15 protein-coding genes are annotated in these 13,652 nt (G+C 61.6%); 6 read left to right on the forward strand and 9 right to left on the reverse strand.

Going from position 1 to position 13,652, the window contains the following annotated elements; genetic code table 11:
- Positions 1-2: 2 nt before the first annotated feature.
- Positions 3-440, forward strand: a complete 438-nt coding sequence (locus SB753_RS05930) for a response regulator (protein WP_027804429.1) — start codon at positions 3-5, stop codon at positions 438-440.
- 105 nt (positions 441-545) lie between these two features.
- On the opposite strand, the gene SB753_RS05935 is transcribed toward SB753_RS05930, so the two are convergent.
- Positions 546-2,219 (reverse strand): ATP-binding protein, encoded by a 1,674-nt coding sequence (locus SB753_RS05935; RefSeq protein WP_408128999.1) that lies wholly within the window; start codon positions 2,217-2,219, stop codon positions 546-548.
- 18 nt (positions 2,220-2,237) lie between these two features.
- Positions 2,238-2,828: a biliverdin-producing heme oxygenase gene (locus SB753_RS05940; RefSeq protein ID WP_410799454.1), complete on the reverse strand. Its 591-nt coding sequence runs from the start codon at positions 2,826-2,828 to the stop codon at positions 2,238-2,240.
- A 255-nt stretch (positions 2,829-3,083) separates the two neighbouring features.
- Between SB753_RS05940 and SB753_RS05945 the strand changes: the two genes are divergently transcribed.
- The 3 genes from SB753_RS05945 (at position 3,084) to SB753_RS05955 (ending at position 5,565) form a co-directional block, all read left to right on the forward strand.
- Positions 3,084-3,251: a hypothetical protein gene (locus tag SB753_RS05945; RefSeq protein WP_410799456.1), complete on the forward strand. Its 168-nt coding sequence runs from the start codon at positions 3,084-3,086 to the stop codon at positions 3,249-3,251.
- Entirely contained in the window at positions 3,251-4,273 is a 1,023-nt protein-coding gene (gene tehA / locus SB753_RS05950; RefSeq protein ID WP_410799458.1) for a dicarboxylate transporter/tellurite-resistance protein TehA, read from the forward strand. Before SB753_RS05945 ends, tehA begins: the two co-directional genes overlap by 1 nt.
- A 191-nt stretch (positions 4,274-4,464) precedes the next feature.
- The gene (locus SB753_RS05955) at positions 4,465-5,565 is read left to right on the forward strand and encodes a porin (protein ID WP_410799460.1); all 1,101 of its coding nucleotides are present in this window, start codon (positions 4,465-4,467) and stop codon (positions 5,563-5,565) included.
- Positions 5,566-5,658: 93 nt separating this feature from the next.
- Here the strand turns inward: SB753_RS05955 and SB753_RS05960 are convergent, their stop codons facing one another.
- Genes SB753_RS05960 through SB753_RS05980 form a run of 5 tightly spaced genes read right to left on the reverse strand, consistent with a single transcriptional unit; the run spans position 5,659 to position 9,951 of the window.
- Entirely contained in the window at positions 5,659-7,323 is a 1,665-nt protein-coding gene (locus tag SB753_RS05960) for an ATP-binding protein (protein ID WP_410799461.1), read from the reverse strand.
- Position 7,324: 1 nt separating this feature from the next.
- A complete protein-coding gene (locus SB753_RS05965) occupies positions 7,325-8,314 on the reverse strand; it encodes an ATP-binding protein (protein WP_410799463.1) in 990 nt (329 codons plus the stop codon).
- Entirely contained in the window at positions 8,299-8,661 is a 363-nt protein-coding gene (locus SB753_RS05970; protein WP_020066791.1) for an anti-sigma regulatory factor, read from the reverse strand. Before SB753_RS05970 ends, SB753_RS05965 begins: the two co-directional genes overlap by 16 nt.
- A 35-nt stretch (positions 8,662-8,696) precedes the next feature.
- Entirely contained in the window at positions 8,697-9,080 is a 384-nt protein-coding gene (locus SB753_RS05975; RefSeq protein ID WP_020066792.1) for an STAS domain-containing protein, read from the reverse strand.
- Position 9,081: 1 nt separating this feature from the next.
- A complete protein-coding gene (locus tag SB753_RS05980) occupies positions 9,082-9,951 on the reverse strand; it encodes an STAS domain-containing protein (protein ID WP_020066793.1) in 870 nt (289 codons plus the stop codon).
- Positions 9,952-10,299: 348 nt separating this feature from the next.
- Here SB753_RS05980 and SB753_RS05985 point away from each other — a divergent pair, with 348 nt between their 5' ends.
- On the forward strand, positions 10,300-10,776 hold the full coding sequence (locus SB753_RS05985) for a YsnF/AvaK domain-containing protein (RefSeq protein ID WP_410799465.1): 477 nt from the start codon (positions 10,300-10,302) through the stop codon (positions 10,774-10,776).
- Between the two features lie 89 nt (positions 10,777-10,865).
- The gene (locus SB753_RS05990) at positions 10,866-11,738 is read left to right on the forward strand and encodes a YsnF/AvaK domain-containing protein (protein WP_088174108.1); all 873 of its coding nucleotides are present in this window, start codon (positions 10,866-10,868) and stop codon (positions 11,736-11,738) included.
- 57 nt (positions 11,739-11,795) lie between these two features.
- Here the strand turns inward: SB753_RS05990 and SB753_RS05995 are convergent, their stop codons facing one another.
- Positions 11,796-13,139 carry a c-type cytochrome gene (locus SB753_RS05995; RefSeq protein WP_410799467.1) on the reverse strand — a complete coding sequence of 448 codons (1,344 nt, stop codon included), beginning with the start codon at positions 13,137-13,139 and terminating at the stop codon, positions 11,796-11,798.
- Positions 13,140-13,144: 5 nt separating this feature from the next.
- The gene (locus SB753_RS06000; RefSeq protein ID WP_410799468.1) at positions 13,145-13,648 is read right to left on the reverse strand and encodes a hypothetical protein; all 504 of its coding nucleotides are present in this window, start codon (positions 13,646-13,648) and stop codon (positions 13,145-13,147) included.
- Between the last annotated feature and the right edge of the window lie 4 nt (positions 13,649-13,652).

Genomic DNA, 13,652 nt, shown 5'->3' on the forward strand with positions numbered 1-13,652 from the left:
GCGTGCTAAAACCAATTTTGCTGGTTGAAGACAATCCCAACGACATCGAACTGACGCTGATCGCGCTGGAGAAAACGCGGCTTGCGAATCCGGTCGTATCGTTGCGCGACGGAGAAGAGGCGTTGCAATACCTTCGCCGTGAGGGGCAGTGGGCGGACCGAGGTGCGGAGATTCCGGCGGTCATTCTGCTGGACAAGAAGTTGCCGAAGGTAGACGGTCACGAGGTGCTAAAAACCGTACGCGCCGACGAAGATCTCAGGCGCATTCCGGTGGTGATGCTTACCTCATCGCGCGAAGAAAGCGATCTGCTGCGCAGCTACGATCTGGGCGTGAACGCCTACGTGGTGAAGCCCGTTCAGTTCGAAGACTTCATGGACGCCATCAAAGACCTTGGTGTGTTCTGGGCCGTACTCAACGAACCGCCGCCTCTTCCGCGCTGACGCATACCTCGCCCGCAAGCGTGTCATTCACTCACGCTCAATGCCGTGGCTGACCGTGCGGTTCACACACGCTGCCCATGGCGAGTCAAAGAGGCGCTGCACGGCTTAGCGATACACAGGCAGGCGAACCCGGAAAGTGGCGCCATGCCCGAGGCCGGCGCTTTCGGCGAAGATCGTGCCGTTATGCAGGTCGACCAGGTTATTCACCAGCCACAAGCCTAAGCCGAGCCCGGCAACGCGTCCGGAACCGTTGCCGGCGAACTGCTGGAAACGTTCGAAAATCTGCTTGAGCGAATTTTCATCCAGGCCCACGCCGGTATCGCGCACCGCGAGTTCGACATGTTCTGCACCGGTTGTGACGGATAGCTGGATGAATCCGGTCGGACAAAACTTCAGCGCGTTCGACAACAGGTTCCACACAACCTGCTTCATGCGGCTTTCATCGGCGAGCACGGTGACCGATGCGAGATCGTCAGCGACGAGACGCAAGCCTTTTGCCTCGACGTCCATACGCATGTCTTCCGCGACGTTGCCCGCGAGCGCACCCAGATCGACCGGGCTCAGATTGACCGACAGCTTGCCCGTAACAATGGCGCCGCTATCGAGCAGATCGTCGACCATATGCGCGAGTTGCCGCGCATTGCGGCTGATAACGCCAGCCGCGCGCGGCGCTACCTGCGAAGCGTCTTTTGTGCGCTCGAGCAAATGAGTCCAGGATACGATCGCGGCGAGCGGCGAGCGCAATTCATGACTGACTGTCGTGACGAAATGGTCCATCGCCGTGGCGAGGCGCTCGCTCTCCTCACGCGCCCGCTTCTCCGACAACGCGATTTGCTGCTGCTCCAGCTCGGCTTCTTTTCGAGTCGTGATGTCGAGGGTAAATCCAATGACTGAATTGAGCGCGCCATCGGGCAGGAATCGTCCCACGCCGCGCACCAGAATCCAGCGGATCGAACCAGTCGCCCAACCGACGCGGAAATCCACTTCGAAATGCTCACGGCTCGCGAAGGCGCGATTCATTTCATCGCGCAAACGCACACTGTCTTCCGGATGCGCGATCTCGCCGAAGAGTCGCTGCTCAGTCAGCACCGAACTGTGCGACAGACCCAGGTTCGCCTTGCACTGATCCGTGCAGTCGATGCGCATTGTGCGCGGATCCAATTCCCATGCACCGAGTTGCGAAAACGCAAGCGCGAGTTGAAAGCGTTCTTCGTTCTCGCGCAACTGCTCTTTTGCTTCCTTCGCCAACAGTAGACGCAACTGCGCCTGCGAACGAAGCTTCGCGCGCTCGCGCTGATTTCGCTCGTATTCGTCGACACGGTCGGTGACTTCGCTCACGCGCAAAGCGATATCGCCGCCTCTTTGCGTCGAGTCCAGCAAGGACGCCTTGATCTTCCAGTAACGTGGCGCAAGCTGCGCGGACGAGCCATCCGGATCTGAAGCAGCGGCGCGCGCCGCATCCTGAGCGCGCCGCGGACTTTCGTAGCGGAACAACGTCGACCATTTTGGCTCGCCAGGCGCGAGGTCGAGCAGCACGCTTTCCAGCCACGAGCGTCGGGCCTCGCGCTGCTCCTGGGGACCGAACTGGTTGACCTCATAAATCGATTTGCCCAACAGGTCACTTGACGATTGGCTCACCAGTTCGCAATAGCGTGCATTGGCAAGCTGTATTTCGTAATGCCGGTTGAGAATCAGATAAGCCTCGGGTAGCAGGTCGAAAACCGACGCCGCGTCGAGCGGGTGCGACGGCGCTGGACCGTCCTCTTGGAAGCGATTCATTACGTGTGCCGCCCGCGGTTATTCGCCGCCCGCGAAGGTGGCCATGGCGGGACGCGGCACGAGTTCGATGAGGTGGTCAAACGCGTCGCAGGCGCCGCGGCACGCTTCTTTGATACTGGCTTGAGTTTGCATATCGACGTCGGCGCACATTGCGCGAACGAACGCCGGCCAACGCACACCGAGTGCGTCGCGGCCCGCCTTCAGGTATCCGAGAGGATGAGGCGCGAGCCGTTCTTTCAGGCGTTCGTATAAAACCGCGCCGCCCAACTGCGAACCTTCGATCACATAGCACACGCCCCAACGATAAGCGGCGCTCTCGCTGCCAACCCAGTGACATGTACTACTTACTTCCTGCGTACCAATGCGATCTTCCAGTTTTACCGATGCGTGGGCCAGATCCATATCGATCAACGCGACGCGATTACGGGCTGCGAGCAGCGCCGGTGCCTGAGGTCCATCGCTGAAATGCGCTAACCAGGCATCGAGTTGTACGAGCCATTCGCGAAGAATGACCAGATGCGCGACGTAATCGCCGAGCGCGACACTGTCGACCGACAGCGGCATCAGGAGGTGAGTCGACTCGTGGCGTTGCGAAGTTGCTGCACGCAATGCGGTGAGCACCTTGTGCGGGCCACTAGCTGTACCTGTGGGCTGGCGGGCGATGTCGGATTTTTGGGTCAACGTGCTGGCGAAAACTGGAAATGGCTGAAGCGAATGACGGGAGGAGGCTTGACGAGACGCTGCGTGCGATGGGCGCCGCGCAGGAACGCGTGCCATTAGAACTGGGCGTACTGCATCAAATGATCAGTTGGAAGAGGGGCTAATGTCAAGCACGCAAAGCGCGCATCGGAGCCAAACGCTCGAATGAAACGCGTGATCGAAACCGAACCGTATGCTGCGCATCTTGAGACGATTGCGCGATTTGTTGAGCGCGCCCAGCGTTCTGCGTTTGCGGGCGCGGTTCTACAGTACGTCATCGATCGCGCGAAGCCGGAACAGTCTAGCGCGACGCAACTCCTGGAGGATCGGTGATGGACACCAATCGTGGCTCAGTACCCGTTGCATTCTTCGGTATCGCGGTGGGCGCCCTCGCGCTCGCCAATCTGTGGCGCGTGGCGATCAGGCTGTGGCACTTGCCCGCCGCCATTGGAACGTTGACGACGGTCGCTGCGTTAGTCGTGTGGCTCGCCATTCTCGTCGCCTACGGGCTGAAGTGGCTGACACGCACTGCCGAGGCTCGTGAGGAAATGCAGCATCCGGTGCAGTCGTCTTTCGCGGCGCTTGCGCCCGTGTCGAGCATGCTGGCCGCGCAACTTTTGCAGCCGCACGCATATCGCGTCGCACTCGCGCTGTTCGGTGTGGCCGTCGTCGCGCAACTGGCACTCGGCGTGTATCTGCATGGACGACTCTGGCAAGGCGGACGCAAGCCGGAACTCGTCACGCCGGCCATTTACCTGCCGACCGTGGCGCCGAGTTTCGTTGCGGGCACGGCGGCGGCGGCCTTCGGTTTTCATCAGCTGGGCGGGTTGTTCTTCGGTGCGGGCTTACTGTCCTGGCTTGCCATCGAATCGCTGATTCTGCATCGTGCAGCCGTGCATGAACCGCTGCCTGAAGCACTGCGTCCCACGCTCGGCATTCAGCTCGCGCCGCCGGTGGTGGGTGGTGTGACTTACCTTGGCTTGACGAGCGGCGCACCTGATCTGTTCGCGCTGATCCTGCTCGGATATGGGGTTTATCAAGGACTGTTGCTGTTGCGGTTGCTGCCGTGGATTCGTCAACAGGCTTTCGTGCCTGGTTACTGGGCCTTCAGCTTCGGTGTGGCCGCTTTACCGACGATGGCGCTGCGTATGGTCGAACGAGGCACGGCAGGAGCCGTTGAATGGGCTGCACCGCCTCTGTTCATCCTGGCCAACGTGATCATCGCGATTCTGGCCTTCAAGACGCTTGCGTTGCTGGTGCGGGGCAAGCTGATTCCGCCGGCCGCGGCGCCAGCTGCAGGCGCTCAATCGGCACTGCAAACACCCGCGGATTTGCGAGTGACGCGGGCGAGCTAGCCCGCGGCATGCCCCGCTGCCGACGTGCCGGCGCCCCACACCGTTGCAATCGGACGACATCACTGCAAAAAGTCAGCGTCCGTTTAATTTGGTCGAAATATGATTGCGCCCGCGCCCACGAACGCGCTATGCCCGCGGGCCACCGACCATACACGGGGGCTCGCTCGATAAACAAGCACACGGAGATTCCGGTGAATAAAAGTATTACGAGCGCCATCGGCGGCGCACTTCTGGCCATCGCTGCGCAATCCGCTTTTGCGCAAAGCTCGGTCACGCTGTACGGCATCGTCGATACCAGCATCCGCTATCTGACCAATGCGAATGCAAAGAACGACAGCGAAGTCGCAATGGGCGTCGGCCCGATCACCGGCAGCCGCTGGGGCCTGAAAGGTAACGAGGATCTGGGCGGCGGTCTATCCGCGGTCTTCCGGCTCGAGAACGGCTTCAATCTCTGGAACGGTCAGCTCGCGAGCTCCGGCACGCTCTTCAACCGGATGGCTTATGTCGGCTTGTCCAGCAACAAGTACGGCACGGTCACGTTCGGCCGCCAGAACACGCCGCTGTTCGATCAGCTCGGCAACGTGTACGACCCGCTGACGGTTGGCAACTACGATCAGGATGGATGGCTGCCGGGCGCCCTCGGCTATGGTCTGCGTCAGAACAACTCGGTTAAGTACAGCGGCCAGTTCGGCGGTTTGAATGTGGAAGCCATGTATGGCTTCGGCGGCGTGGCAGGCAGCACCGGCGCGAACAACATGTATGGCCTGACGGCGTCGTACACGTACGGCGGCCTTTCGCTCGACGCGGGCTACCAGCAGAACAGCGACGCGAACAACCGCAAGTTCAACGTAGTCAACGTGAGCGCGGTCTACGCATTCAGCACGGTCAAGGCATACGCCGGCTGGCTGCACGCGCAGGACAACACCGGCATGGTCGACCTCTTCATGGCGGCGGCGAACTCGCCGGCAGCAGGCTGGACGACGCCGGTGACCAACACCAATCGCATCGACGACGGCTTCTATCTCGGCACCACGTGGCAGGTCACACCGCCGCTGCTGCTGACCGCCGCGGCCTATTACAACCACTCGCGCAATGCGCTGAACGCGGATCAAACCACGCTGAGCCGCGGCACCCGCTACTCGGGCGTGCTGCTCGCCGAGTACTCGCTGTCCAAGCGCACTGAAGTGTATGGAACGGTCGACTTCATTCGCGGCACCGGTGCGGCGACCGCCGACTTCCCGGGCCGCAATAACCAGACCGGCGTTGCCGTGGGCCTGCGCAACATCTTTTGACGCCCCGGTCCGCTTCCGGCGGACCAGTGAAGCCCGGCACGGCTGCTCATGTACCGGGTTTCACTGCCTGCATGATGGCGGCGACGCGAACACTCAACCCTTCGCCAGAAACTGCAAAAGCTCCTCGATGGCCACGGGCTTCGAGAAGAAATGGCTGAACCCGGCCTCGGCTGCTTCGGTTCGAAACGGCGCGGTCGAATAGCCGCTCAAAGCGATCAGCTTCAGCGATCCCAACGCGGGCCTGGCGAGCAATGCCTTCGCCACGTCGAATCCCGACATATCGGGCAGGCCGAGGTCCACCAGGCCCACCGTCGCCGGGAAGGTCTCGGCGAGTTGCAGCGCCGACGCACCGTCGTATGCGACTTTGCACTGGTGCCCATGCATGTCGAGCAGCGCAGCGAGGGCGTCGGCCGAATCGCGGTTGTCGTCCACCACCAGCACGTTGTGCTCGACGCTCGCCCACGGCGTTTCGGCGTGAGTCACAGGTGCGTCGCTGGTCACCTCTTCGTGGACGATCGGCAGCGACACGACAACGCGCGTTCCCTTGCCGGGACCGTCGCTGTACGCCTTCACCGATCCACCGTGATCGTTCACGAGCCGCTCCACGACCGTCAGCCCGATGCCGAGTCCGGCATCTTGCCTGCCGATACCAATCGTCGCCTGGGCAAAGAGATCGAACACGTGCGGCAGCATGTCGGGATCGATACCGATGCCGCGATCCGTAATCGCAATCGTCACTTCGCTGTCCGTGTTCGTGACCGTAATCGCGATGGTGTCGGGCTGTGGCGTGTATCGCGCCGCGTTGTGGATGATGTTGTTGAACACCTGCTTGAGCCGCGCGATATCGACGCGAACCGAAGCAAGCTCCGCCGGATAGTCGATCCTTACTGTGTGGCCGCGCCGTTTGATTTCGGCCTGAGCCATCTCGATCCCGCCTTCGATAAGCGAATCGACACCTACCACCTCGGTCTGCAGTTCGACCTTACCGCGCGTAAGCCGTGACACGTCGAGCAGATCTTCGACCATCCGCGACAGTTGCGCAGTTTGCCGTGCAATCACAGCGAACGTGTGGCCGGACTCGCCCGTCCCAGCACGCGCCTCCAGTTCAAGCGACAACGATATGGCTGCCAGCGGATTTCGCAGTTCGTGCGCCAGCATGGCGAGAAACTCGTTCTTGCGGAGGTCGGCATCCTCAAGTTCAGCGCGCTTGCGACGAAGCTCTTCAAGCGCGAGAAGCATTTCACGATTTTGCTGCTCGAGTTCTTCAACCGGCGTCTGAGGTTTGCGCTGAGTAAGTTGGCCGACGAGCGTGCCGAGCGCGCGCATGGAAAGACGTGCGGTGCCCCGAGGCAGGAACATCTCGAGCGTTACCGTTGTACCTTTGCCCGCCTGCGACTGCACAAAGAAGCCATCCGCCATGCGTTGACTGCCCGGAATACCCACTCCGGTGGCGCCAGGCCGACCGCTGGGATCGACCAGCAACGCATCGAGATTGGGAATGCCCGGACCGTTGTCGCTGATTTGCGCGACCACGCACTGGGTCTCCGCCGCGTCGGTGGCGTCGCCGACAAAAAAGGTCAGCATGCCGCCGCCGGCAAACTGCACCGCGTTGCGCGCAATCTCGGAGACGGCGGTGATAAAACGCGTGCGCTGCAAATTGTCGAGGCCGAACAGTTCGCCGATCTGACGCGAACGGTCGCGCACCGTGACGAGGCTCAGATTCGAGCTGACGGGCGTCGCGAGGATTCTGTGTCGCATGTCAAACCGCCTTGACGACAACTACAGTCGCGTCGTCCGCGTCGCGGGCGAAGTCGCGGTGCAGCACGCTGGCGATCAGGCTCGGGTGCCGGTGCGTCAAACCGGGATGGCGGTTCAGATTCCAACGTGTGGAGAGGCCGTCCGTGGTGGCAATGAACACGCTGCCCGGCACCCAACGGGCTTCCCCCGGGCGGACCGCGCGCACGTTGTAGCCGACCGTGCCGTCCATGGAAAGCAGGTGCTGCGCGCTCTCGCCGGTATGAACGACACTCACGATATTACCGATGCCCGCAAACGACAGAACGGCACTTGCAGGCTCGAACTTTGCAATCGCCATGACTGCGCCGCGCGTCGCCTTGATGCCGGAATGAACGTCGCGCATCACGTCTGCGGGCAGAGCAACCGGATCGGCTGCCATGAAAACGTCGACGGCACGACGCGACGCCTCTGCCGCGAGCGGCCCATGCCCGAGGCCGTCGAGCAAGGTCACCCACATGCTGTCCGCCAAATGGCGCACGGCCCATGCGTCGCCGTTGACGTCCTGGCCGAGTTTCGGCGTGGACCTCGCGCCGACCTGGAAGCGGGAAAGCTTTGCGGCTGGTTTATCGGCCACCCGCGCGAACAAAGCCGTGCCGTTACCCGTGACCGAATAAATGTCGAACAGCACCGAGTGACGGGCGATCGTTCCGAGACCGGCGCCGAGGCTGCCGCCCGTCGAGAAGCCGTCGGAACATGCGGCGCCGAGGTTGGCGATACCCGGACCGCGGTCGAGTGCGACCACGTCGAGACCGCCCGCGCCGCCGTCAGCACACTTCAGCACGATCTCGCCATGGCCCGCGTACTTGAGGATGTTGGTGGCCGCTTCGGTGACGATCAGCGCGGCGTCTGCCTGCGATTTTTCGGGCAGGCCGAGCGATTGCGCCATCTGAACCGCACGCCTGCGCGCGTCTGCCACGCCGCTCTTGTCGGCGAGGGTTAGCGTCGTTTCCATTGAATGATGCTCACTTTGGTCCCCACGCCTACTGTCGACGTAATGTCGAACTCATTGACGAGCCGCCGTGCACCGCCTAATCCAAGCCCCATGCTTTTGGCGGTGCTGAACCCGTCCTGAAGCGCCCGCTCGATGTCCGGAATACCCGGCCCCGTGTCTTCGAAAACGAGCTTGATGCCAATACGGCCGTCGCGCTGGACTTCGGAGATGGTGAGTTTGCCTCCCCGGCCGTGCACAAGCGTATTACGCGCAAGTTCGCTCGCCGCCGTAACGAACTTGGTTCGGTCGAGCGTGCCGAAGGCCAGCCGCGTTGCCCACTCCTGAACCGTCTTGCGTGCAAGGTTCACCTGATCGGCCGTTCGAACCTCGAGGACGGATTCGCTTAAGGTAACGATGAGGGGTCTCCCGCGTCTTCGAGCGACCTGCGCAGCAAGGCCATTCCCTTGTCTACGTCGAGCGCCGTGCGGATACCGTGCAGCGACATGCCCAGTTCGACCAGCGTAATAGCTACAGCAGGCCGCATGCCCACCAGCACGGTGGTGGCGTCCATTACCCGCGCCATCGCTGCGATGTGCCCGAGCGTACGGCCAATGAAAGAATCGACGATCTCCAGTGCGGAGATGTCGATCAACACGCCCTTTGCATGCGTACGCTCGATCCGTGACGTCAAATCGTCCTGCAAGCTCATCACCAGTTCGTCATGCAGCTCTACCTGAATCGAGACGAGCAGGAATTCGCCGAGCTTGAGGACAGGGATCTGCTCCATCTCAGTGGTCCTGCTTGGCGGTAGCGAGTTTCGTCACCGTCATGCCCACTCGTCGCAAGGCGATTTTTAGCGCTTCGGCGAGCGTTGCCTTCGTGACGACGTCACCGAGATCGACGCCAAGGTGGACGATAGTTTGCGCAATCTGCGGACGAATTCCGCTGATGATGCACTCCGCGCCCATCAGCCGGGCGGCCGCAACGGTCTTGAGCAGATGCTGCGCGACCAGCGTGTCGACGGTCGGCACGCCGGTGATGTCGATGATCGCGATCGCCGCCTCGTTTTCGACGATGGAGTCGAGCAGGCTCTCCATGACGACCTGGGTACGCTCGCTGTCGAGCGTGCCGATTAGCGGCAGCGCGACGATGGAGTCCCACAGGCGCACCACTGGTGTAGTGAGATCCAGCAATTCTTGCTGCTGGCGCTCGATGATCTGCTGGCGGCTCGCCTGATACGCTTCAATGGTGATAAGGCCCAAGCTGTCGAGAGTTTGAGTCAGCTTCCACAACTCGTCGCCGAGCGCTTCCAGGTTTTTGCCGAGCGACTTGCGCAGCGCTTCGAAAAGCGGCTTCTTCAGCGAAAAAATGAAAGTGGCAGTTTCTACCGGGGAGAAGCCCTGAATCACGCGTTCCCGGGACAATGCGGTCAGATGTGCGCGGACAGGTTCCCATGCCTCTCCGGACAACTGCTCGTCGTAGCTGCTTTTGACAGCGCTTGCAAATAGCGCGAGAAATGCACGCGATGAGTCGCGCACATTAGCTTCCGAGATGACACCTTGGCGGACGCCGCCAGATATCTGCCCGGCTACCCACGCTTTCAAAACGGCTTCTTCATTTTTCTCAAGTATGGTTGCCAAGTCATTTTGTTCGCTCAAAGTCCGCTCCTGTATTGGTGTCGTTTGGACAGAGCGACATCATACCTGTGGGTTGACGGTTCCGTTACATTCAGCTCTTCCAATATGTTGGGCGAGCCCACACAACGTTGCTGACGGTCAACGAACTTATTGTCCTGCCAGGCGGGCAAGTTCCCCCCGTCCCGCCGACACGGCATGGCCCTTGCGGCCTCAAACGTTGCGGCGCTGCATGACGTGGCGCCGGTTCACCTCGCCGGTCGATGCCAGAGATTCTTCCGACACAAGCAGCCACGTGCGATGCATGGTCGCTTGCTACATCTTCCCGGCGTCTCTTCCTAACTGAACGTCCGCTTCTCCCGGAGGCAACTGATGGACATGCCCGAATCGGCCAAATCCAAGTCGCAATCCGCTGATCGCGCGGACACGTCTGATGCAAACAATGCGTCCGACGAATTGCGCGTCACTGCCGTGCAAGAACAACTGCAGGTCGACGTCGACAGAATCGAGACTGGTTCAGTCCGGGTCCGCAAGGTCATTCAGGAGGAGACGAAGCCGGTTTCCGTGACCCTGCGCGAGGAGCACGTTGAAGTTCGGCGCGTGCCGGTCAATCGGCCTGTCGATGAGCGCTACGCGCCGCGGCAGGAAGGCGACACGCTCATCATTCCGGTCTTCGAGTACGTGCCGGTAGTAAAAATGCAACTCGTGTTGAAGGAAGAGGTGCACGTAATGACCGTCGAATCACAGCATGAAGCAGTTCGTGAATTCATTTTGAAGTCCGAAGAATTAGTCATTGAACGCCGCGAAGGCACGGACGGCGAGTGGAAGCCCGAAACGGACACCGAGTAGCGCGTTCTGGGAACGGTCGTTGCGCGACAGGCGGGACGCGTTCCACCTGGACTTGCGTAGGCCTGGTTCAACCTTTTTGGAGATCTGCAATGACTCACACTATCATCGGTGTATTCGATTCATTCGCGCAGGCGGAAGCCGCAAAAAGCCGCCTGGAAACTGAAGGCGTTCCGGCTGCGAACATGGCCGTGCATGCTCAGGACGCAGGGCTCGACGCGTCCACCACAACCGATACGGGCCTCGGGACAACACCGGTTTCCTCGACAGACGCCACTGTCCACGAGCACGAAGGCGCGATGGGACGCATCGAACATTTTTTCAAGCGGCTCTTCGGTGACGACGACCGTCCGGAAGAAGCCGGCCACTATCAGGAAGCCGTGCGTCGCGGCGGTGCATTGCTGTCTGTGGATGTGGATGACGAATCGTCTGTGGAGAGAGTGCAAGAAGCGTTGTACGCCGCGGGTGCCGTCGACATCGATTCGCGCGTTGCACAATGGCGCGGCGCGGGCTACACCGGATACGACCGCAACGCGCCCGCCTATACGAGCGACGAAATAGCGGCCGAACGCAAGGCGTTTCCAGTCGTACAGGAGTCGCTCGAAGTCGGCAAACGCGAAGTCTCGACGGGAGGCGTACGTGTTTATTCGCGCGTCACCGAAACGCCCGTGAGCGAAGCGGTGACCTTGCGCGAGGAGCACGCCACAATAGAACGGCGCGCGGTGGACCGCCCCGCGACTACCGCCGACCTGACCGAGAGTTCTGTCGAGGTTCGCGAAACTGCGGAGCAGGCCGTGGTCGCAAAGACAGCTAGAGTCGTTGAGGAAGTGGTGGTCGGCAAAGAGTCGAGCAGTCGCACTGAAACTGTCAACGACACAGTCCGAGGTACCGAAGTCGAAGTTGAGCGGGTGGAAGGAACCGACAAGACCACGCGGCTTGATGAGGTTGGGAAGAAGCCGATCTAAGTTAAGGAACGATGAGGCCGGTTGCGAAACAGAGAGTTCGAGCCGGCCTTGCCTGCTTCACTTCTTGATCTTGCTTCGCACGGTCGAGACGTCGCGCGTTGCAACCGGCCGTGCCTCGTTACCCCACGCAGTGCGCACGAAGCTCAGGACCCTGGCGATCTCTCTGTCGGTGAACTGATTTTTGAACGCCGGCATCTCGCGGTGTATTGGTCCATTCTCCGTCTGCGGACTGGTGCCGCCCTCAAGAACGAGCCGGATCAGCGACGACGTGTCCGGCGCGAGCACTGCCGGATTGCCCGCCAGCGCCGGAAATTTGTGTGGTTCCCCACGCCCGTCGGCTTGATGACACTTTGCGCAAAACGACATGTAGAGTCCGGCCCCGGGGCGCTCCACCTCACCCGCCTTCAACGACACAGCCGTCTCCTGTAACTTCTGCGTGTTCGGCTTGTAAGTACCGGAACTCTGCCGCGCGGGGAGGCTCTTCAGATATCGAGCGACGGCGTTCAGGTCGTCGTCGCTGAAATATTGCCCGCTGTCCTCGACCACTTCCACCATGCTGCCGAACGTCACGACGTGCACATCCACGCCGTGGCCGGACTTGAGAAACGAGGCGATGTCGCGCGGCGATAGACGCCCTAGTCCGGAACCCGGGTCCCCGGTGAGGTTAGGCGCGAACCAGTGATCGTTCGTTCCGCCTGTCAGGTATAGCTTCGACGATTCGTCGTAGCCGCGCTCCTCGAACCCGGGGCCACGAGGCGTATGACATGCGCCGCAGTGGCCGAGCGATTGCACGATGTAGGCGCCTCGATTCCATAGCGCGTCGCGTTTGCCGTCCGGAATGAAGCGCTCGTGCTGCACGAATGCGAAATCCCAGAAGGCGAGGCCCCAGCGCTGACTGAACGGGAACGGCAATTTCGTTTCGGGCGGGCGGTGCGCAACCGGCTGCACGCCATGCATGAAATACGCGTAGAGGGCGTGCATATCCGAGTCGTTGATCTTCGTGAACGACGCATACGGCATGGCCGGGTAAAGGCGCTTGCCGCCGGGCGCCACGCCGTCGCGCAGCGCGCGCTCGAAGTCGGCATAGCTGTAGCGGCCGATTCCGGTTTGCGGGTCGGGCGTGATGTTAGTCGAATAGATGGTGCCGAACGGCGAGCCCATCGGAAGGCCACCGGCGAACGGCGCGCCCTGCTTCGGCACCGTATGGCAGCCGGCGCAGTCGCCAAGCTTCGCGAGATAGGCGCCACGTGAAATCAGCGCGGGGTCCGACAGTGCAACTTCATCGTCGACGCTTGGCGAATCCGATTGCGCCAGGCTGTGCGCGCACAGCGCTGCCACCATCGTCATGGCGAGCGTCACAGCGAAAGCAGTGAACGCGGCGCGCGGCTGAAGCCGTTTCATGTCAGTCATCGCCACGCGCTGCACGGTGAGACGAGCAGTACGGCCAATCCTGCCGTGACCAGGCCGACGAGAAAGAGCACGCTGAGTATGAGCCCTGCCATCGCGAGAAAACGGGTTCTTCCCGCTGTCGTGTCGGACACGGAAGCAGCAGAATCGGGGCGCGCGCCGCGCGCTGTGCGCCAGCTTCGCCAAGCCACCCACACACCCGCGATACCGACCAGCAGCGCGACGATACTCATCGCGTTCAACGCCGGCATGAGCCACGACCATTGAGGCGCGGGTAGCGCAAGCCGATGCGGGTAGCACGCCTGGGAGGCAAGCGTCTCGCCAACTTCCGTCTGCAACCCCCATGCTGCGGCCGCGCCCAACAGACCGAACAGCATCATCAGCGCCCCGCCGCGCCGTGGGTAGGGATTGAGACGGTCGGACCTGCGGCCGGCGTCTTGCCGCGCGGTCGCCGGGTCCGGCTCGCCTGGCGGCTTCTGATAAAGCTCTGCGGCTAACATCATCGCG

Source organism: Paraburkholderia sp. SIMBA_053 (assembly GCF_046534895.1).
In the GTDB taxonomy this organism is placed as follows: domain Bacteria; phylum Pseudomonadota; class Gammaproteobacteria; order Burkholderiales; family Burkholderiaceae; genus Paraburkholderia; species Paraburkholderia caledonica.